This window comes from Cupriavidus sp. PET2-C1 (assembly GCF_054515855.1).
The window spans coordinates 1573821-1593351 of the sequence record NZ_CM137259.1 but is presented as its reverse complement, the minus strand read 5'-3'; the positions used below and the strand labels follow the sequence as shown (position 1 = coordinate 1593351).

Annotated in this window: 13 protein-coding genes; 6 read left to right on the top strand and 7 right to left on the bottom strand. The window is 66.0% G+C overall.

The annotated features are described in order from the left end of the window. Positions 1 to 54: 54 nt before the first annotated feature. From lpdA to aceE, 4 genes are all read right to left on the bottom strand, one after another. Positions 55 to 1839: a dihydrolipoyl dehydrogenase gene (gene lpdA / locus ACX12D_RS07320; RefSeq protein WP_459373466.1), complete on the bottom strand. Its 1785-nt coding sequence runs from the start codon at positions 1837 to 1839 to the stop codon at positions 55 to 57. A gap of 28 nt (positions 1840 to 1867) precedes the next feature. Further along, positions 1868 to 2485 (bottom strand): MFS transporter, encoded by a 618-nt coding sequence (locus ACX12D_RS07315; protein ID WP_459373465.1) that lies wholly within the window; start codon positions 2483 to 2485, stop codon positions 1868 to 1870. An 81-nt stretch (positions 2486 to 2566) separates the two neighbouring features. Continuing rightward, a complete protein-coding gene (gene aceF, locus ACX12D_RS07310; protein ID WP_459373464.1) occupies positions 2567 to 4225 on the bottom strand; it encodes a dihydrolipoyllysine-residue acetyltransferase in 1659 nt (552 codons plus the stop codon). A 165-nt stretch (positions 4226 to 4390) separates the two neighbouring features. Beyond that, positions 4391 to 7078: a pyruvate dehydrogenase (acetyl-transferring), homodimeric type gene (aceE, locus tag ACX12D_RS07305; RefSeq protein ID WP_459373463.1), complete on the bottom strand. Its 2688-nt coding sequence runs from the start codon at positions 7076 to 7078 to the stop codon at positions 4391 to 4393. Between the two features lie 430 nt (positions 7079 to 7508). Here aceE and ACX12D_RS07300 point away from each other — a divergent pair, with 430 nt between their 5' ends. Together ACX12D_RS07300 and ACX12D_RS07295 are read left to right on the top strand one after the other, a co-directional pair. Further along, on the top strand, positions 7509 to 10097 hold the full coding sequence (locus tag ACX12D_RS07300) for a PAS domain S-box protein (RefSeq protein WP_459373462.1): 2589 nt from the start codon (positions 7509 to 7511) through the stop codon (positions 10095 to 10097). Positions 10098 to 10231: 134 nt separating this feature from the next. Further along, complete coding sequence (locus ACX12D_RS07295) at positions 10232 to 10864, top strand: response regulator transcription factor (protein ID WP_150993058.1); 633 nt, start codon at positions 10232 to 10234, stop codon at positions 10862 to 10864. Between the two features lie 68 nt (positions 10865 to 10932). On the opposite strand, the gene ACX12D_RS07290 is transcribed toward ACX12D_RS07295, so the two are convergent. Next, on the bottom strand, positions 10933 to 11625 hold the full coding sequence (locus ACX12D_RS07290; RefSeq protein WP_459373461.1) for a hypothetical protein: 693 nt from the start codon (positions 11623 to 11625) through the stop codon (positions 10933 to 10935). Between the two features lie 98 nt (positions 11626 to 11723). Here ACX12D_RS07290 and folD point away from each other — a divergent pair, with 98 nt between their 5' ends. Beyond that, complete coding sequence (gene folD, locus ACX12D_RS07285; RefSeq protein WP_174422725.1) at positions 11724 to 12575, top strand: bifunctional methylenetetrahydrofolate dehydrogenase/methenyltetrahydrofolate cyclohydrolase FolD; 852 nt, start codon at positions 11724 to 11726, stop codon at positions 12573 to 12575. Positions 12576 to 12704: 129 nt separating this feature from the next. After that, positions 12705 to 14819, top strand: coding sequence for a M3 family metallopeptidase (locus ACX12D_RS07280; RefSeq protein WP_459373459.1), 2115 nt, complete (start codon positions 12705 to 12707; stop codon positions 14817 to 14819). A gap of 34 nt (positions 14820 to 14853) precedes the next feature. Here the strand turns inward: ACX12D_RS07280 and ACX12D_RS07275 are convergent, their stop codons facing one another. Continuing rightward, on the bottom strand, positions 14854 to 16119 hold the full coding sequence (locus tag ACX12D_RS07275; protein WP_459373458.1) for an MFS transporter: 1266 nt from the start codon (positions 16117 to 16119) through the stop codon (positions 14854 to 14856). A gap of 248 nt (positions 16120 to 16367) precedes the next feature. On the opposite strand from ACX12D_RS07275, the gene hutC reads away from it, so the two are divergent. Beyond that, positions 16368 to 17081 carry a histidine utilization repressor gene (hutC, locus tag ACX12D_RS07270; protein WP_459373457.1) on the top strand — a complete coding sequence of 238 codons (714 nt, stop codon included), beginning with the start codon at positions 16368 to 16370 and terminating at the stop codon, positions 17079 to 17081. Here hutC and ACX12D_RS07265 read toward each other — a convergent pair. After that, on the bottom strand, positions 17078 to 17968 hold the full coding sequence (locus ACX12D_RS07265) for a LysR family transcriptional regulator (protein ID WP_459373456.1): 891 nt from the start codon (positions 17966 to 17968) through the stop codon (positions 17078 to 17080). The genes hutC and ACX12D_RS07265 overlap by 4 nt on opposite strands. 137 nt (positions 17969 to 18105) lie before the next feature. On the opposite strand from ACX12D_RS07265, the gene ACX12D_RS07260 reads away from it, so the two are divergent. Further along, positions 18106 to 19518 carry an MFS transporter gene (locus ACX12D_RS07260; RefSeq protein ID WP_459373455.1) on the top strand — a complete coding sequence of 471 codons (1413 nt, stop codon included), beginning with the start codon at positions 18106 to 18108 and terminating at the stop codon, positions 19516 to 19518. Positions 19519 to 19531: the final 13 nt, after the last annotated feature.

The window sequence follows — 19531 nt, the reverse complement described above, 5'->3', positions numbered from 1 at the left end:
GTAAAAAGGCCCGCCATGCGGCGGGCCTCTCTAGCGTCGGCTAGCGTCTAGCGCTTAACGCTTGCGCGGCGGCGGCACATCCGTGCAGACGCCTTCGTAGATCTCGGCTGCCATGCCGATGGATTCGCCCAGCGTCGGGTGCGGGTGGATGGTCTTGCCGATATCCACCGCATCGGCACCCATCTCGACTGCCAGGCAGACTTCGCTGATCAGGTCGCCGGCATGCATGCCCACGATGCCGCCGCCGATGATCCGGTGGGTTTCCTCGTCGAAGATCAGCTTGGTAAAGCCTTCGTCGCGGCCATTGGCGATAGCACGGCCGGAAGCCGCCCACGGGAACACGCTCTTGCTGTACTTGATCCCCTGCGCCTTGCACTGGTCTTCGGTCACGCCGGCCCAGGCCACTTCCGGATCGGTGTAGGCCACCGACGGGATCTGCTTGACATCAAAGTAGGCCTTCTCGCCGTGCGCGGCCTCCGCTGCCACGTGCGCTTCGTGCACCGCCTTGTGGGCCAGCATGGGCTGGCCGACGATGTCGCCGATAGCAAAGATGTGCGGCACATTGGTGCGCATCTGCTTGTCGACGTCGATAAAGCCGCGATCCGTGACCGCCACGCCCGCCTTCTCCGCGCCGATGCGCTTGCCGTTGGGCACGCGGCCCACCGACACCAGCACCAGGTCGTAGCGTTGCGGCTCGGCCGGTGCCTGCTCGCCTTCGAACTTGACGTAGATGCCGTCCGGCTTCGCTTCCACGCCGACCGTCTTGGTCTTGAGCATGACCTTGTCGAAGCGCTTCTTGTTCATCTTGTCCCAGACCTTGACCAGGTCGCGGTCGGCGCCCTGCATCAGGCCATCGAGCATTTCCACCACGTCGATGTTGGCGCCCAGCGTGCTGTACACCGTGGCCATTTCCAGCCCGATGATGCCGCCGCCGATGACCAGCATCTTGTTGGGTACTTCCGGCAGTTCCAGCGCGCCGGTGGAATCGACGATGCGCGGGTCCTCGGGGATGAACGGCAACTTGACTGCCTGGCTGCCGGCGGCGATGACGGCTTTTTCGAAGCGGATCACCGTCTTCTTGCCCGTCGTCGCCTTGGCGTCGCCTTCCGTTTCCTGCACCTCGAGGTGATGCGGGTCGAGGAAGGTGCCAATACCGCGCACGACCTGTACCTTGCGGGCCTTGGCCATGCCGGCCAGCCCGCCGGTCAGCTTGCCGACCACGGTTTCCTTGTAGTGGCGCAGCCCGTCGAGGTCGATCTTGGCCTCGCCGAACAGGATGCCGTGGGCCGCCAGGGCCTTGGCTTCGTCGATCACGGCGGCGTTGTGCAGCAGCGCCTTGGAGGGGATGCAGCCCACGTTCAGGCAGACGCCGCCGAGCGTGCTGTAGCGTTCGACCAGCACGGTGTTCATGCCGAGATCGGCGCTGCGGAAGGCGGCCGAGTAGCCACCAGGGCCAGCGCCGAGCACCAGCATGTCGCAGGTAATGTCCGCGCTGCCCGCATGCGTGGCGGCCGCGGGTGCCGCAGCCGGAGCCGCCGCGGGCGCGGATACCTGCGCAGGCGCAGGCGCAGGGACCGGCGCGGCCGCCGGCTTGGCCGCGGCTTCGCTCTCCAGCGTGCAGATGACGGCGCCCTTGGCGACCTTGTCACCCACCTTGACGCGCACCTCCACCACCTTGCCGGCGGCGGACGACGGCACATCCATGCTGGCCTTGTCGGACTCGAGCACGATCAGCGACTGCTCCTGCTCGACCGTATCGCCGGCCTTGACCAGTACCTCGATGACTTCCACCGCGTCGAAATCGCCGATATCCGGCACCTGGACTTCGATCACACTCATGTTTTGCTCCTCAAGAACGCACTCCGCTTCAGTTGCGGGGCGCGTCATCGTTATTGGTTGCTCCGTCGCCGGCCATGTCAGCCAGTTGCACCACCTGCACCTCGACCGGGCCTGCCGAACTCTTGTCGAACTCCACCCCTGCATCCACCCCGATCCGCGCAATCTCGCGGGCGGTCAGGCCCGGCTGGTCGTAGACCGCGTGCATGGCGCCCAATGCATAGTTGCGCCCCGAGCCAATGCCCCAGAAGCGATCGAACGAGAAGACTTCGCGGTACGAATACACGCCGAAGATCCCGGCCGGATTGGCAATCAGGCAGACGATCTGCGAGGACTCGTAAGGATCGTCCTCGTCCTCCTTGGTGTTGATGAAATACTCGTTCTTGAGTTTTTCATGCACCTTGAGGAAGGTCCGGAAGACGTCATCGCGCGAACCCAGCCGGCAATCCTCGCCCAGCCCGGCCAACAGGCTGCGCATGACCGGGAAATGCGCGGTGGTACCGGCGAGCGCCACGAAGCTGTCACCCACCGGGAACACCTTCTGGTTGCGCTCGTAGGCACGCGTGAGCCGGGTGTCGCCAAACGTCACCAGCGCGTCGGCGGCAATCGCCACTTCGCCGGCCTTCTTGACGACAACGCAGGTAGTCATGGGCTCGCTTCCTGTTTGCAGGTTGCAGACGTTGCAGGCAAAGGCGCGCATGGCCGCGAGGCCGGGCGCGCCCTACCCGTCTTACAGCAGGATGCGGCGGAAATCGGCCAGCAACTGACCGAAATAGGTGTTGAAGCGAGCCGCTTCCGCACCGTCGATGACGCGGTGATCCCACGACAGCGACAGCGGCAGCGTCAGGCGTGGCACGAACTGCTTACCATCCCACACCGGCTTCTGGTACGACTTGCACACGCCCATGATGGCCACTTCCGGCGCGTTGATGATCGGCGTGAAATACGTGCCGCCGATGCCGCCCAGCGAGGAGATCGAGAAGCAGCCACCTTGCATCTGGTCCGGCTTGAGCTTGCCGTCGCGCGCCAGCTTGGCCAGTTCGTTCATTTCCTGGCCGATCTCGATCACGCCCTTCTTGTCGGCGTTCTTGATCACCGGCACAACCAGGCCGTTCGGCGTGTCAGCGGCGAAACCGATGTTGAAATACTGCTTCAGCACCAGGTTCTCGCCATCGAGCGAGGCGTTGAAATTCGGGAATTTCTTCAGCGCGGCGACGGTAGCCTTGATCATGAAGGCCAGCATGGTGACCTTGACGCCTTGCTTCTCGTATTCCTTGTTGAGCTGCACGCGGAAGGCTTCCAGCTCGGTGATGTCGGCCTCGTCGTGATTGGTGACGTGGGGAATCATCACCCAGTTGCGATGCAGGTTCGCGCCCGAGAGCTTCTTGATGCGCGACAGCGGCTTGCTTTCGACCTCGCCGAAACGGGTGAAATCCACCTTCGGCCACGGCAGCAGGTTCAGCTCGCCACCACCAGCCGGGGCGGCGGCTGCCTTTGCCGGGGCTGCGGCATGACCGCTCATCACGCCCTTGACGTAGGCCTGCACGTCGTCCTGGGTGATCCGTCCCTTGGGGCCGGTGCCCGGCACGCGCGACACATCCACACCCAGCTCGCGCGCGAACTTGCGCACGGAGGGGCTGGCATGGGCGGCGGTGCCGGTCACGCCGGCTACCGGAGCAGCCGCGGCGGGCGCGGCAGAGGGGGCCGGGGCCGGGGCCGGTGCGCTGGCTGCGGGAGCGGGAGCCACAGCAGCAGCAGCAGCAGCCGCAGGCGCGCTGGCCGGAGCACCGGCGGCGCCTTCGAGAATCAGGATCAGCGTGCCTTCGGCGACGTTGTCACCGACCTTGATCCGGACTTCCTTGACCACGCCAGCGGCCGGCGACGGCACGTCCATGGTGGCCTTGTCCGATTCCAGCGTCACCAGCGCATCTTCGGCGTTGATGGTGTCGCCCGGCTTGACGTGGACTTCGATCACAGGGACCGAGTCGTAGTCGCCGATGTCCGGCACCTTGACCTCGACCGGGCCGCCGGCAGCAGCCGGCGCGGGAGCGCTGGCGGCAGCCGGGGCCGGCGTCGGGGCGGGAGCCGGCGCGGCGGCTGCGGGAGCCGGTGCGGCTGCGGCCGGGGCGGGCGCGGCGGCAGCCGCACCAGCGGGCTCCAGCATCACCAGCACGGTGCCTTCGGCGACGTTGTCGCCGATCTTGATCCTGACTTCCTTGACGGTGCCGCCCTGGGGCGAGGGCACGTCCATCGTGGCCTTGTCCGATTCCAGCGTCACCAGCGCGTCTTCCGCGTTGATGGTGTCGCCCGGTTTCACGTGCACTTCGATGACGGGAACGGCGTCGTAATCGCCGATATCCGGCACCTTGATTTCAATCGCTTGACTCATTCAGTGTCTCCTGGGCAGGCCGGCGCGCACGACAAACACGAGCGTGTGAGGTTACCCTCACCGCCGTGATCTGTCACGCCGCCGCGCCGCAAGGCGCCGGGCATCAGCCCGGCGCCCGCGCACGCGTCGTTGCCGCTCCTGCGGGGGTTCGTGCAGTCGGCCTGCTTAGACCGACATCGGGTTCGGCTTGTTGGGGTCGAGGTTGTACTTCTTGATGGCTTCGGCCACCTTGTCGCGACCGATGGCACCTTCGTCAGCCAGCGCCTTCAGTGCAGCCAGCGTCACCCAGTGACGGTCCACCTCGAAGAAATGACGCAGCTTCTCGCGGGTGTCCGAGCGGCCGAAACCGTCGGTGCCCAGCACCACGAAACGGCGCGGCACGAAGGGACGGATCTGGTCGACAAAGGCGCGCACGTAGTCGGTCGAGGCGATCACCGGGCCGCGCACCGACTTGAGGCTCTTGGTCACGTGCGACTCGCGTTGCGGCTCGCTCGGGTGCAGCAGGTTCCAGCGCTCCACGTCGTGGCCTTCGCGGGCCAGTTCGGTAAAGCTCGGGCAGCCCCACAGGTCCGACTCCACGCCCCAGTCCTTCTTGAGCAGGTCGGCAGCGGCGATCACCTCGCGGAAGATCGTGCCCGAACCCAGCAGCTGCACGCGCGGCGCATTGCTGTTTTCCACGCCCTTCTTGAACTGGTACATGCCCTTGACGATGTCGCCCTCTACGCCAGCCGGCATTTCCGGATGCTCGTAGTTCTCGTTCATCACCGTCAGGTAGTAGTAGACGTCTTCCTGCTCGGCGTACATGCGGCGCAGGCCGTCCTGCATGATCACCGCCAGCTCGTACTGGAAGGTCGGGTCATACGAGATGCAGTTCGGGATCACGGCATGGAACACATGCGAGTGGCCGTCTTCGTGCTGCAGGCCTTCGCCGTTGAGCGTGGTGCGGCCCGAGGTGCCGCCCAGCAGGAAGCCCCGCGAGCGCATGTCCGCGGCCGCCCAGCACAGGTCGCCGATACGCTGGATGCCGAACATCGAGTAATAGATGTAGAACGGGATCATCTGGATGCCGTGCGTCGAGTACGACGTGGCGGCGGCGATCCAGTCGCACATGGCGCCGGCTTCGTTGATGCCTTCCTGCAGCACCTGGCCAGTCTGCGATTCCTTGTAGAACATCAGCTGGTCGTGGTCTTCCGGCACGTACTTCTGGCCTTGCTGGTTCCAGATGCCGATCTGGCGGAACAGGCCTTCCATGCCGAAGGTGCGCGACTCGTCAGGCACGATGGGCACCACGTGCTTGCCGATCTGCTTGTCCTTGAGCAGCGTGTTCAGGATCCGTACGAAGGCCATGGTGGTGGACACTTCACGGCCTTCGCTGGTGGCCTTGAGCAACGCGTCGAAGGCGGACAGCTCAGGCACCTTCAGGGCTTCTGCCTTCTGGCGGCGGGCAGGCAGGTAGCCGCCCAGGTCCATGCGGCGGGCGCGCATGTATTCCAGTTCCTTCGAGCCTTCCTCGAAGGTGATGTACGGCACTTCCTCGATCTTGTCATCGGCGACCGGGATGTTGAACTGGTCGCGGAAGCGGCGGATCGCGTCCACCGGCATCTTCTTTTGCTGGTGGCTGATGTTCATGGCCTGGCCGGCATCGCCCATGCCATAGCCCTTGATGGTCTTGGCCAGGATCAGCGTGGGCTGACCCTTGTGTTCGTTGGCGGCGCTATAGGCGGCGTAGATCTTGTGCGGGTCGTGGCCGCCACGGTTCAGGCGCCAGATGTCCTCGTCGGACCAGTCGGCCACCATCGCCTTGAGCTCAGGGGTATTGAAGAAGAACTCGCGCACGTAGGCGCCGTCCTTGGCCTTGAAGGTCTGGTACTCGCCGTCCACGCAATCCATCATGCGCTTCATCAGCAGGCCCTTGTGGTCGCGTGCCAGCAGCTGGTCCCAGCGGCTGCCCCACACCACCTTGATCACGTTCCAGCCGGCGCCGCGGAACTCGGATTCGAGTTCCTGGATGATCTTGCCATTGCCGCGCACCGGGCCATCCAGGCGCTGCAGGTTGCAGTTGATCACGAACACCAGGTTGTCCAGCTTCTCGCGCCCGGCCATGCCGATCGCGCCCAGCGATTCCGGCTCGTCGGTCTCGCCGTCGCCCAGGAACGCCCAGACCTTGCGGCCTTCGGTCTGCACCAGGCCGCGGCTGTGCAGGTACTTCATGAAGCGGGCCTGGTAGATGGCCATGATCGGGCCCAGGCCCATCGACACCGTCGGGAATTGCCAGAAGTCCGGCATCAGCCACGGGTGCGGGTAGGACGAGATGCCCTTGCCGTCGACTTCCTGGCGGAAGCTGTCGAGCTGTTCCGTGCTCAGGCGGCCGAGCAGGAAGGCGCGCGAATACACGCCCGGTGCCGAGTGGCCCTGCACGAACACCAGGTCGCCGCCGTGTTTTTCGGACGGGGCGTGCCAGAAGTGGTTGTAGCCGACGTCATACAGCGTGGCCGCCGAGGCAAACGAGGAGATATGGCCGCCAACGTTGGTGTGCTTGTTGGCGCGCAGCACCATCGCCATGGCGTTCCAGCGGGTGTACGAGCGGATGCGGTGCTCGATATCCTGGTCGCCGGGAATGCGGGCCTGCTGCTCCACCGGGATGGTGTTGATGTACTGCGTTTCAGCGTGGAACGGCTGGGTGACGCCGTTCACGCGTGCGTATTCGATCTGCTTTTCGATCAGGAAGGCGGCCCTGTCGGTGCCTTCGGCGGCGATCACGCCCTGCAGGGCATCAAGCCACTCGTGGGTTTCCTGGGGATCGGCGTCGTTGGCGCTGCTTGCGCCGAGGATCTGCTCTGGTACAGCTGACATGACTGTCTCCTGGTGAATTCCTGCCTCGGTGCCCCCTGATTCTTGTGGTGGGAGCCCCGGCCTGACGGTGTGACTACGGTACGGCGCGCGGGCCGCGAGTGTCTTCGCACGGTCCTTCGCTAGTGCTTCGCCCGGGCTTGCCAGCGAGGCTGGCAGGACCGGACGCAGCACTGCCGTCCGCACTTTTCGGTCGGACCGATTCTATGGAAGCACATTGGGCAAGACAAGCCTAATTTTCAAATTGCGATATGGTTTCTTATAATATGAAATATTGCGGCAGCGCACCACAAAACTGCGCCAGCCCTTGCCACCAAACGCCGCCGACCCGCCGCGCCTTCGGCAGGAATGCCGCAGTGCCGCATTGGCGCTTACCCCAAGCGACGGGGCGCCGCAATCCCGCTACACTGGTCGGTCAGTCGTCAATCCCACCATGCCGTCCCTCAAAGATTTCTTTTCCCACCTCCGCGCCGCAGTCGTCCCTCCCTCCGCTTCCGGCTCCGCCAAGGCGAGCGGCGGCGACCCTACGCTGGTCGCCCCGCCCAACCCGCTGACGCCCCTCGATACGCTTGGCCACGTGGACGAGCCCGCCGCCGTCAACGGGCCGCCGCGGGGATTGTGGTGGCTGCGCTGGCGCAACCTGGTGGCGACCAGCTGGTTCATGTTCATCCCGCTGATAGCGATCGTGCTGTTCACGGTGGCGATGGGCGTGATCCTGTGGTCGCTCCATGAAACCGAGCGCCAGCAGCAACGCGACGCGCTTTATCGCGACGCGGCCTGGGCCCAGCAGCGCGTGCGCCTGTCCCTGCTGAGCAACCAGGACCAGCTTGCCTCGCTGGCGCGCGACATCGCCGCCGCCCAGCTGGACCAGGGCGCCTACCGCACCGCCGCGCAGGAAATCCTGCGCGAGAACCCGGAAATCGTCTTCGTCAACTGGCTGGACGCGACCCGCCGCGGGCGCTGGTCGCTGCCGTCCACCTCCGAATTCGCCAGCCGGCTGCGCGAAACCCAGGACCAGCCGCTGGAGCCCGAGGTGCTCGATACCTTCGACGCCGCGCGCGAAACCCAGCGCGTGGTGTACTCGCGCCCGCTGGTCAACGACCGCGGCGACAGCTTCATGCTGATGGAGGTGCCGATCGTGCGGGACAACGAGTTCCTCGGCACCCTCGGCGCGCTCTACTCCATCAACGGCATCCTGACCCACCTGCTGCCGCCGGAGCTGACCGAGCGCTACCGCTTCTCGCTGATCGACAAGAACAACCAGATCCGCGCCAGCACTTCGCTGCGGCCGGTGCCGGGCAACGCGCTGTCCTACGAGGTGCTGCTGGACCCGCCGGGGCACTCGCTGTCGCTGCGCGCCGACGCCTACCCGCCCGCTTCCAACCTGCCCAACAACATGTTGCTGTGGCTGGTGGTGGGGCTGTCGTGCTTCCTGCTGTGGAGCCTGTGGAGCATGTGGCGCCACACCAGCCGGCGCTCCGAGGCGCAGCGCGCCCTGCTGGCCGAGACGTCGTTTCGCCGCGCGATGGAAAACTCGATGCTGATCGGGTTGCGCGCACTCGACCTGAACGGCCGCATCACCTACGTCAACCCCGCCTTCTGCCGCATGACCGGCTGGCAGGACAGCGACCTGGTCGGCCGCGTGCCGCCCTTCCCCTATTGGCCGCCCAACGACCATCAGGAGATGCAAAAACAGATCGACCTGACGCTGCAGGGCAAGTCCCCGGCCAGCGGCTATGAGATGCGCGCCATGCGGCGCGACGGCAGCAGCTTCTACGCCCGCATGTATGTCTCGCCGCTGGTGGACAGCCGCGGCAGGCACACCGGCTGGATGGCCTCGATGACGGATATCACCGAGCCCAAGCGCGCCCGCGAGGAGCTCGCCGCCGCCCACGACCGCTTCACCACGGTGCTGGAAAGCCTGGACGCCGCAGTGTCCGTGCTGGCCACCGACAAGCCCGAGCTGCTGTTCGCCAACCGCTATTACCGCCAGCTGTTCGGCTGGGAAGCCGAGGGCCACCTGAAGCTGGCCGGCGGCGAGGTCGACAAGGAGCAGGTTTCCAGCGACGCCACCGACTTCGTCGACGCCTACGCCGGCCTGCCGGCTTCGGAGCTGATGCCCTACTCTTCGGACGCGCGGGAAGTCTTCGTGCCCGACATGCAGAAATGGTTCGAAGTGCGCCGCCGCTATATCCAATGGGTGGACGGCCACCTGGCGCAGATGCAGATCGCCACCGATATCACGGTGCGCAAGGCCGCCGAGGAAATGGCGCGCCAGCATGAGGAACGGCTGCAGTTCACCAGCCGCCTGACCACCATGGGCGAGATGGCGTCGTCGCTCGCGCACGAGCTGAACCAGCCGCTGGCGGCCATCAACAACTACTGCATGGGCGCGGTGGCCCGGCTGCGCTCCGGGCGCAGCACTGCCGAGGACCTGATCCCGATCCTGGAAAAGACCTCGGCGCAGGCCGTGCGCGCCGGCACCATCATCAGCCGCATCCGGGGCTTCGTGAAGCGCAGCCAGCCCCAGCGCCGCGAAGCCGCCCTGCACGACATCGTGGCCGACGCGGTCGGGCTGGCCGACCTGGAGGCCACCCGCCGCCGCGTCACCATCCTGACCCGGCTGCCAGCGCCGCCGGTGGTGCTGTTCGTCGATCCGGTGCTGATCGAGCAGGTGCTGGTCAACCTGCTCAAGAACGCCGTCGAGGCCATGGCCGGGCTGCCGGCGCTGCGCGCCACCGGCGTGGTGCGCCTGCACGCGCGCATCGAGCCGGGCGAGATCGGCCCGAACATGCGCATCGACGTGATCGACCAGGGCCCTGGCGTCGACGAGGCCACCAAGGAACGCCTGTTCGAGCCGTTCTTCAGCACCAAGTCCGACGGCATGGGCATGGGCCTGAATATCTGCCGCTCCATCATCGAGTCCCACCAGGGGCGCCTGTGGGTGGAGAACAATGCCGACGGCATCGGCTGCACGTTCAAGATCATGCTGCCGCTGCAGCCAGCGCTGATCGACCAATAATCGGCCAATATGACGCCGGGCGGGCCGCCCGGCATTGCCAAGACAGGATCAGGCGCGCCAGGGCCGCCCCTGTTGCTTGCCGCCCGGCCCGGTTACACTTGGCGGCAAATGACTTTGATGTCCCAGGAGACTTCATGACCGTAACGCCAAACCCCACCTCCCACCGCGGCGAGACTGTCTTCATCGTCGACGACGATGAAGCCATGCGCGACTCGCTGACCTGGCTGCTGGAGGGCAATGGCTACCAGGTTCGCAGCTTTACCAGCGCCGAACAGTTCCTTTCCGCCTACGACTCGGGCCAGGTCTCCTGCCTGATCCTGGATGTGCGGATGCCGGGCATGAGCGGGCCCGAGCTGCAGGAACGCATGATCGCGGAAAACATCAATATCCCGATCGTCTTCATCACCGGCCACGGCGACGTGCCGATGGCAGTCTCCACCATGAAGAAGGGCGCAATCGACTTTATCGAGAAGCCGTTCGATGAGTCCGAGCTGCGATCGCTGGTGGAGCGCATGCTGCAAAAGGCCCGCACCGACCATTCCGCCGCCCGCGAGCAGCGCGCCGCCAAGGACCTGCTGGGCAAGCTCACCACGCGCGAGCAGCAGGTGCTCGAGCGCATCGTGGCCGGCCGGCTGAACAAGCAGATTGCCGACGACCTGGGCATTTCCATCAAGACCGTGGAGGCGCACCGCGCCAACATCATGGAAAAGCTCAACGTCAACACCGTGGCCGACCTGCTTCGCCTTGCCCTGTCCAAAAGCAGCTGAAACAACAGCTGCAACAGCGGAGCCAGCGCCTGAGCCCCGCCCCCGCCGAACTCGCGGGGGCTGCCAGCTCAACGCCCGAGATACTCCTCGTCGCGAAAGGTCACGACCCATTGCGGCTTGTAGACCACGAACACTGCCACCAGCATGCCCGTGAGAAAGGCCTCGCCAAACGCCAGGATCAGCACGGCGGTCAGCGTATCGGGCAGCGACAGCACGCCGTCGCCCACGCTGTAGCTACGCCAGACCGCGCGCGCCGCCCCCGCGCCCAGGGCGGCCAGTCCGGCGGTAAAGTAGCCATGGCCGAGGATGAACACAAAGGGATGGCGCGGCAGCAGCCGGCGCATGCCACCCTGCAGCGCGGCCGACAACAAGGCCGGCAGCAACCCCATCCAGACATAGCGCGGCCACAGCGCCGCCCAGTCCAGCCGGGCCCAGGTGTCGCCAGCCAGGTAGCCCAGCCCCAGGAACGACACCAGATCCACCACGAACAGCGACAGCAGGGCCAGCGGCAGCCCGAACAGGGTCACCATCAGGGTGGCGCCGAACAGCTGGATCGCCAGCCCGCCCGGCAGCGTCGCGCGAGCCGTCCATAGCAGCGCCAGCAGCACCAGCGCGCCCAGCCAGCCGTGCTGCAAATCGTCGCGCCGCAGCAGTTGCCAAGGCCGGCGGCTCAGCGCCCAGCCCATGGCGGCCAGGCTGAGCACGATGAGGACGGCTGGTTCGGCCGCGGCGGCCATGGCGAAAGGGTTCAGGGCATCCATGCAGCCATGCTACCAGCGCCCTACTCTCCTGCGCCCCGGGTTGCGTCAACCTTTATAATTCCGCTTTGACCACCTCCAGCTCTCCAGCGCCCATCCCCATGCCAGCCCAACTCATCGACGGCAACGCCCTTGCCAAGCAACTCCGCACCGAAGCCGCCCAGCGCGCCGCCCGCCTGACCGAACGCGGCCACCGGCCCGGCCTGGCCGTGGTCCTGGTGGGCGAAGACCCGGCTAGCCAGGTCTATGTGCGCAACAAGGTCAAGGCCTGCGACGACAATGGCTTTCATTCCTCGCTCGACCGCTACCCCGCCGACCTGTCCGAGGCCGACCTGCTGGCCCGCATCGACGCCCTGAACCGCGACCCGCACATCCACGGCATCCTGGTGCAGCTGCCGCTGCCCAAGCATATCGACAGCCACAAAGTGCTCGAAGCGATCGCCCCGGAAAAAGACGTGGACGGCTTCCACGTGGCCAATGCCGGTGCCCTGATGACTGGCGCCCCGCTGTTCCGCCCGTGCACGCCTTATGGCTGCATGAAGATGCTGGAATCGGTCGATTTCCCGCTGCGCGGCGCTCGCGCGGTGGTGGTCGGCGCCTCCAATATCGTCGGCAAGCCGATGGCGATGCTGCTGCTGCAGGCCGGCGCCACCGTCACCATCTGCAACAGCAAGACGCGTGACCTGGGCGCCCATACGCGCGACGCGGACGTGATCGTGGCCGCCGTGGGCCGGCGCAACATCATCACCGCTGACATGGTCAAGCCCGGCGCGGCCGTGATCGACGTGGGCATGAACCGCGACGACAATGGCAAGCTGTGCGGCGATGTCGACTTCAACGGCGTCAAGGAAGTGGCCGGCTACATCACCCCTGTGCCGGGCGGCGTTGGCCCGATGACCATTACGATGCTGCTGATCAATACGCTGGAAGCCGCCGAGCGCGCAGCCGGCTAAACGTCGTATCGGCCTGCCGCGGGCAGCGCCGGCGCCTTGCGCGCCGGGTGCTGCCTGGCACTGGAAATCCCGCTGCCCCGCCCCAATGTGCGGGGCATTGCCCTTACAGGCCCTGCCAAGAGAGACGTCATGGACCAAGCCGCCAACCAAGCCAACGCTGCAAATCACGCAAACGGCGACAATCCGCTGCTGGATTTCACCGACCTGCCGCGTTTCTCCGAGATCCGCCCCGAGCACATCGGCCCGGCGCTGGACGTGCTGCTGGCGACCGCGCAAGCCGCCGTCGACCGTGCCGAAGACCCGGCCACCGAAGCCACCTGGGCCAATGCCGTGGAAGCGCTGGAAGCCGCCACCGAGCCGCTGGGACGCGCCTGGGGCGTGGTGGGTCACCTGAGCGCGGTGGCGGATACGCCGCCCTTGCGCCAGGCGCATAGCGACAACCTGCCGCGCATGACCGAGTTCTGGTCGTCACTGGGCCAGAGCCTGGCGCTCTATGACAAATACAAGGCCATCGCCGCGAGCCCCGAATTCGCCACCATGAGCACGGCTCGCCGCCAACTGATGGAAAACGAGTTGCGCGGTTTCCGCCTGGGCGGCGCTGAACTGCCCGAAGACAAGAAGCCCCGCTTTGCCGCGATCCAGGAGCAGCAGGCCCAGTTGTCCAAGGCCTTCTCCGACCACGTGCTCGATGCCACCAATGCCTACGCCCTGCTGATCGAGGACGAAAGCCGCCTGAGCGGCATCCCGGAAGATGCGCTGGAAGCCGCGCGCCATGCCGCTGAAAAGGATGGCAAGCCGGGCTGGAAATTCACGCTGCACTTCCCCTCCTACTTCCCGGTGCTGCAATACGCGGACGACCGCGCGCTGCGCCAGACCATGTACGAGGCCAGCGTCACCCGCGCCTCGGAACTGGCCGAACAGTACGGCCAGGGCAAGGCCGAGTGGGACAACACGGCCAATATGCGCGAGCAGCTCGCGCTGCGCCGCGAAGAAGCGCAACTGCTCGGCTACGCCTCCTTCGGCGAGGTCTCGTTGGTGCCCAAGATGGCGGAATCCCCGGCCGAAGTGCTGCGCTTCCTGGACGAACTGGCCGCCAAGGCGCGTCCGTATGCCGAGAAGGACTGGGACGAGCTCAAGGCATTCGCCGCAAGCGAGCTGGGCCTGAGCGACCTCTCGCCCTGGGACGTCGCCTACGCCTCGGAAAAGCTGCGCGAGCAGCGCTACGCCTTCTCCGAGCAGGAGGTAAAGCAATACTTCCCGGAGCCGCAGGTGCTCAAGGGCTTGTTCAGCGTGGTGGAGAAGCTGTTCTCGGTGCGCATCGAAGCCGACCAGGCCCAGACGTGGCACGAAGACGCGCGCTTCTTCCGCGTGGTATCGCCCGAGGGCGAGCTGCTGGCGCAGTTCTACATCGACCTTTACGCGCGCGAAGGCAAGCGCGGCGGCGCGTGGATGGATGACGCCCGCGGCCGCAAGCTGCTGGACGGCGGCCGCGTGCAAACCCCGGTGGCCTACCTGACCTGCAACTTCACGGCGCCGGTGGGCGGCAAGCCCGCGGTCTTCACCCACGACGAAGTGATCACGCTGTTCCACGAGTTCGGCCACGGCCTGCACCATATGCTCACCCAGGTGGGCGAGCTGGGCGTGTCCGGCATCAATGGCGTGGAATGGGATGCCGTTGAGCTGCCCTCGCAGTTCATGGAGAACTTCTGCTGGGAGTACGAGGTGCTGGCCGACATGACCGCGCACGTCGACACCGGCGAGCCGCTGCCGCGCGAGCTGTTCGAGCGCATGCTGGCCGCGAAGAACTTCCAGAACGGCATGATGACGCTGCGCCAGATCGTGTTCTCGTCGTTCGACATGCACCTGCACACCAGCTTCGACCCCGCTGGCGAGAAGTCCGTGCTGGCGCTGTCCAGGGAGATCAACGATCGCGCCCATGTGGTGCCGCAGCACCCGCTGTCGCGCTGGCCGAACACCTTCAGCCATATCTTTGCCGGCGGCTATGCGGCGGGCTACTACAGCTACAAGTGGGCCGAAGTGCTGTCCGCCGACGTCTACGCGGCCTTCGAGGAAGCCGCGAAGCTCTCCGGCACCGTGCTCGACGCCGAGACCGGCGCGCGCTACCGCAGGGAAATCCTGTCGGTGGGCGGCAGCCGCCCGGCCATGGAATCGTTCACCGCATTCCGCGGCCGTGCGCCGCAGATCGACGCACTGCTGCGGCACGGCGGCATGGCGGTGGCGTAAGGCAGCACGCCGTTAATAGACCAGGTAAAGCGGCTCAGTCTGAGCCGCTTTTTTCATGGCGGCTCGCGAGTGCAATGCAGGCGGTCGACAGCAACGCGCAGCCGCTGCTCACCGCAATCGCCACCGAGTAGCTGCCGTAGGCATCGAAGAGCCAGCCGGCGAGGCTGCCGCCCGCCATCGCGGCAATGCCCACCGCGATATACAGCCCCCCAAGGATCGCCCCGAGGTTTGCTGTGCCGAACCAGGTCGCAGCGAGCGCCGGGTACAGGGAAATGCAACCGCCGTTGGCCGCGCCGAACAGGACCGCAAACAGCGCCAGCGCCGGAAAGCTCGTGGCCCCAAGCCACACGCCGTTGAGCAGCGCGAGCATCAGCGTCAGGCACATGAGCAGCCGCCCCGGCCCCAGCCTGTCGCCGAGCCCGCCCAGCAGCAGGCGGCCCAGGATATTGCCGGCACCCACCAGCCCGATCAGCAGATTCCCAGCCGTAGGAGACAAGCCATGCAGCCGCGCGTACGGATGGATATGGACCAGCGCGGCGAACAGGCCGACCGAGCCCAGCAGGATGGCGCCGAAGTACCACCAGAATCGCCCGCCGCGCACGGCCTGCGCCAGGCTGAGCCCGGATGGCGGGGGCGAATGGGCTTCGCCAGGCGCCGCAGGCGCGCCATCGGGATGCAGGCCGGCCTCTTCCGGGCGCCCCTTTAGCAGCATTGCCATTGCCAACCCGACCACGGCGATGGCCAGTGCGAAGCAACGCATTGTCGCCTGCCAGCTCATATGCTCCATCAGCTGGCCCGCCACCACCGGTCCGATGAACGTGCCAAGCCCGGTGCCCGCCAGCGCAAGGCCCGACGCCCGGCTGCGATGCCTGACGAACCAGCGCTGCACCGCCGTCACCGCCGGCACGTAGACCAGGCCCACACCCAGGCCCACCAGCGAACAGAAGGCAACCAGGAACCCCGCCAGCGAATCCGTGACGACGCTGGCGATGGCAAATCCCAGCGCCAGCGAGACAATGCCCATCGCAATGACCCGGCGGGTGGAAATACGGTCAGCCAGGGACCCGGAGAATACGCCCACCACGTAGTAAATCAGCGCGGTGAACGAGAACACGGAAGCCGCCGACGAACTCCCCACCCCAAAGCCTTCCTGGATGCTCGCGAAAAATGCGCCAAACGAGTACGCGGCGCCAAATATCAGCGCCAGCAGCACGTGCGTCGCGCCAACCACATACCAACCCGGGAATAGTTTCGTCCCCGCATTCCCCCGTGCACTCACCTTTGCCATCTCGTTTGCCATCTTGTCTCCCGTCACCCTCTCGCCTGTGCACCCATGCTTCCAGCATCCTGGAATCATCGATTGCGACACATACTCCTGTATATACAAGATAAGACAACAAATCAACGAGCCGGGATTACCCTGAGCGGAGCCAAGCCCAAAGCCAAAACCCGCCCCCTCCCTTTTTCCTGGTGAATACCAACCTTGAAGCGGAAAATCGCTGCCAATGGAAATTGGCTAGACAAGCGCGGTCAAGTAAACTGCGTGCCATGACCTATCTGCCACCCGCCGCCGCCTACGCGCACATCAAGAACTACCTGAAGGACGGACTCAGCGCCGGACGCTGGCCGCCCGGCACGCTGATGCCGTCGGAATCCGAGCTGGTCACCCAGTTCCGCGTCAGCCGCATGACCGCCAACCGGGCGGTGCGGGAACTGCAGGCCGAAGGCCTGGTGGAGCGTGTGCAGGGCGTCGGCACGTTCGCCACCCAGCCCTATCGCGCATCGTCCACGCTGACCATCCGCGACCTGCACGACGAGATCACGGAGCGGGGCCACCGCCACCGCTCCGACGTGCACATGGCGCGCGCCGAAGTCGTCAGCGAGGCATTGGCGCCGCGCATCGGGCTGCCCGTCGGCAGCGAGGTCTTCCACACCTTGATCGTGCATAGCGAGAACGGCGTGCCGCTGCTGTGCGAGGACCGCTACGTCAACCCCGCCCGCGCGCCTGACTATCTCGAGGTGGACTTCACCAAGACCACGCCCACCAATTACCTGCTGACCGTGGCACCGCTATGGGAAGCGCAATACTCCATCGAGGCGCAGTTGCCCACCGAGCAGGAGGCCGAGCTGCTGGGCGTCAAGCCCAGCGAGCCCTGCCTGATCGTGATCCGCCGCACCGAAAGCCAGGGCTCGCCGATCACGCTGGCAAGGCTGGTGCATCCGGGATCGCGCTATACCATCGAGGGCTCGTTCAAGCCCTAGGCACGCCCGGGCTGGAACGCGCGCAGATGGTCGATGAAGCCGCGCACCTTGGCGCTGGCGTGGCGTGTATCCGGATAGACCGCATAGACTTCGGCCCTCGGCAAGACATGGTCCGGCATCAGGATCTGAAGCCGTCCGCCCGCGAGATGGTCGTCAAGCAGCCACTCGGGCAGCGCCGCGACGCCACAGCCGGCCAGCACAAACGCTAGCAGGGCCGAGGCCGTATCCGCGTGGGCCACGTTGCGGACCCGGATCGTGTGCGGCTTGCCGTGCGGGTCAGCCAGGGTCCATTGCCCGCCCTGCCCCGCGCGGTTGGCAAGCCATGGCAGCGCCGCCATCGCCTGCAGCGAATCGGGCGTGCCGGTTGCACTCAGCAGCGCCGGGCTTGCCACGATCACCAGGTTGAAATGCCCGATCGGCTTGGCGCGGTGCCGCGAGTCCTCCAGCGGCCCCACCCGGATGGCTACGTCCAGCCGCTCCGCGATCAGGTCGGCGTGGGTCGAGCTGGCCTGGTAGCTCACCCGCAGATCGGGATGCAGGCGGGCAAACCCGGCCAGCGCGGGAGCGACGACCAGATTGCCGTAATCCACCGATGCCGTGACGCGCAAGCTGCCCGAGAAGGACGCGTGACCGGACCGGACCTGCTCCACGGCCGATTCAGCCTGCCGCAGCAAGACCGAGCAGTCGCGATAAAACCGCTCGCCCGCCTCGGTCAGTGCCAGACGCCGCGTGCTGCGCGTCAGCAATGCCACCGACAGATCTTGCTCCAGCTGCTTCACGTTGAAGCTGACCACGGCCTTGGTGGTGCCCAGCGTGCCGGCTGCCGCAGTGAACGAACCACACTCCACCACGGCCACGAACATGGCCAGACGGTTCAGATTGATCACGTTCTCGGTGCTCCATTGTCAAAAATCAGAGAACAGTATATCGGCCACTGGACTGTTTTCTTATTCCTCCATGGTTTCTAGAATGCGGTCTTCCAGCCTGCACCTGCATGGCGCTTGCCGCCATCGCTCGACTTTCCATGCCCTACAAATCACGCGTTGCGTCGGTCTACCTGCTCGGCTTCTTTATCGACCTAGTCAATATGTTCATGGCATCGGTCGCGTTCCCCGATATCGGCCATTCACTGCAGGCGTCCGTAGGGGCCGTTGCATGGGTGGCCAATGCCTACACGCTGGGGCTGACGCTGGTGATTCCGGCAAGCACCTGGCTGGCCGGCCGCTACGGCGATAAAGCGGTTTTCGTGGCGTCGCTGGGGATTTTCTCCGTCGCCGCGGCCGGCGCCGGATTCGCCGGCAGCATTGAGGCGCTGATCGCCTGGCGCCTGCTGCAAGGCCTGGGGGGTGGGCTGTTGATTCCCGTCGGGCAAGCCATGACCTATCGTCTCTACTCGCAGGCCGAGCGCGCGCAACTGTCAGTGATCGTGATGGCCTGCGCGCTGCTCGCGCCGGCGCTGTCGCCGCTGATGGGCGGCTACGTCGTGGACAGCCTGGGATGGCGCTGGGTCTTCTGGCTCAACATCCCGCTGGCCTTGGTTGCGCTCGTGCTTGCCGTGCTTTGGCTGCGACCCGGCGAAACCACCCAGGGACACAGGCCGGACGTTGCCGGCATCGGGCTGGCCAGCCTGGCGCTTGCGCTGCTGCTGATCGGCTTGTCCCGATTCGAGCACCCCGGGCAGACCCGCGCGGGCACCGCCCTTGTCACGGGCGGCATCGCCGCCGGCTGGCTGCTGTTGCGGCATGTACGCCGGCGGGAACATCCGGTCCTGGATTTCCGCGTTCTGCGGGATCCGATGCTACGGGCAGCCATGGTCGTCTACCTGTTTGTGCCCGGCGTGTTTACCGGCGTCAGCCTGCTCAATATGTTCTTCCTGCGCAGCGTGCTGGGCCTGAAGGCCGTCAGCGCGGGGGCGCTGATGATTCCGTACGCCCTGGCCGCCGCTGCGGGCATGACGCTGGCCGGGCGCCTCTTCAACCGGCTGGGGCCCCGCGCCCTGCTGCTGCCGGCCATCACGGTGCACGCGACCGGCATCGCCATGCTGGCAACCGTGAGCGAACCTGGCGCATGGCCGGGCATGGTGGCCGCCTTCTTGCTGATGGGAGCCGGCGGCGGCATCTGCTCGAGCGTTGCGCAAACCCTGGCGCTGCTGAACGTGTCCCCGGCGGGAATGGGCCCCGTCAGCGCAATATGGAATCTGAACCGTCAATTGTCGTTTTGCGCCGGCGTCGCCATGGCCAGTCTTTTACTGGGCCAGTGGCTGGCCCGGCAAGGCCTGGCCGAGCTTGCCTTCGCGGGCGACGCCACGATCGTGACGCAGGTGTTCCATGGGTGTTTTCTCGTCGCCAGCTTATGCACCCTTGTGCCGTTGCTTGTCGTCTGGCGTCTGGACGACCGGCATCATCGCCAGCCGGCAGCATCGACAACGCTTCCCTAACCCCGGGGCAACC

Coding starts and splice junctions, on each gene's coding strand:
- lpdA (WP_459373466.1), bottom strand. CDS start 1,839: ATGAGTGTGATCGAAGTCCAGGTGCCGGATATCGGCGATTTCGACGCG.
- ACX12D_RS07315 (WP_459373465.1), bottom strand. CDS start 2,485: ATGACTACCTGCGTTGTCGTCAAGAAGGCCGGCGAAGTGGCGATTGCC.
- aceF (WP_459373464.1), bottom strand. CDS start 4,225: ATGAGTCAAGCGATTGAAATCAAGGTGCCGGATATCGGCGATTACGAC.
- aceE (WP_459373463.1), bottom strand. CDS start 7,078: ATGTCAGCTGTACCAGAGCAGATCCTCGGCGCAAGCAGCGCCAACGAC.
- ACX12D_RS07300 (WP_459373462.1), top strand. CDS start 7,509: ATGCCGTCCCTCAAAGATTTCTTTTCCCACCTCCGCGCCGCAGTCGTC.
- ACX12D_RS07295 (WP_150993058.1), top strand. CDS start 10,232: ATGACCGTAACGCCAAACCCCACCTCCCACCGCGGCGAGACTGTCTTC.
- ACX12D_RS07290 (WP_459373461.1), bottom strand. CDS start 11,625: ATGGATGCCCTGAACCCTTTCGCCATGGCCGCCGCGGCCGAACCAGCC.
- folD (WP_174422725.1), top strand. CDS start 11,724: ATGCCAGCCCAACTCATCGACGGCAACGCCCTTGCCAAGCAACTCCGC.
- ACX12D_RS07280 (WP_459373459.1), top strand. CDS start 12,705: ATGGACCAAGCCGCCAACCAAGCCAACGCTGCAAATCACGCAAACGGC.
- ACX12D_RS07275 (WP_459373458.1), bottom strand. CDS start 16,119: ATGGCAAACGAGATGGCAAAGGTGAGTGCACGGGGGAATGCGGGGACG.
- hutC (WP_459373457.1), top strand. CDS start 16,368: ATGACCTATCTGCCACCCGCCGCCGCCTACGCGCACATCAAGAACTAC.
- ACX12D_RS07260 (WP_459373455.1), top strand. CDS start 18,106: ATGCCCTACAAATCACGCGTTGCGTCGGTCTACCTGCTCGGCTTCTTT.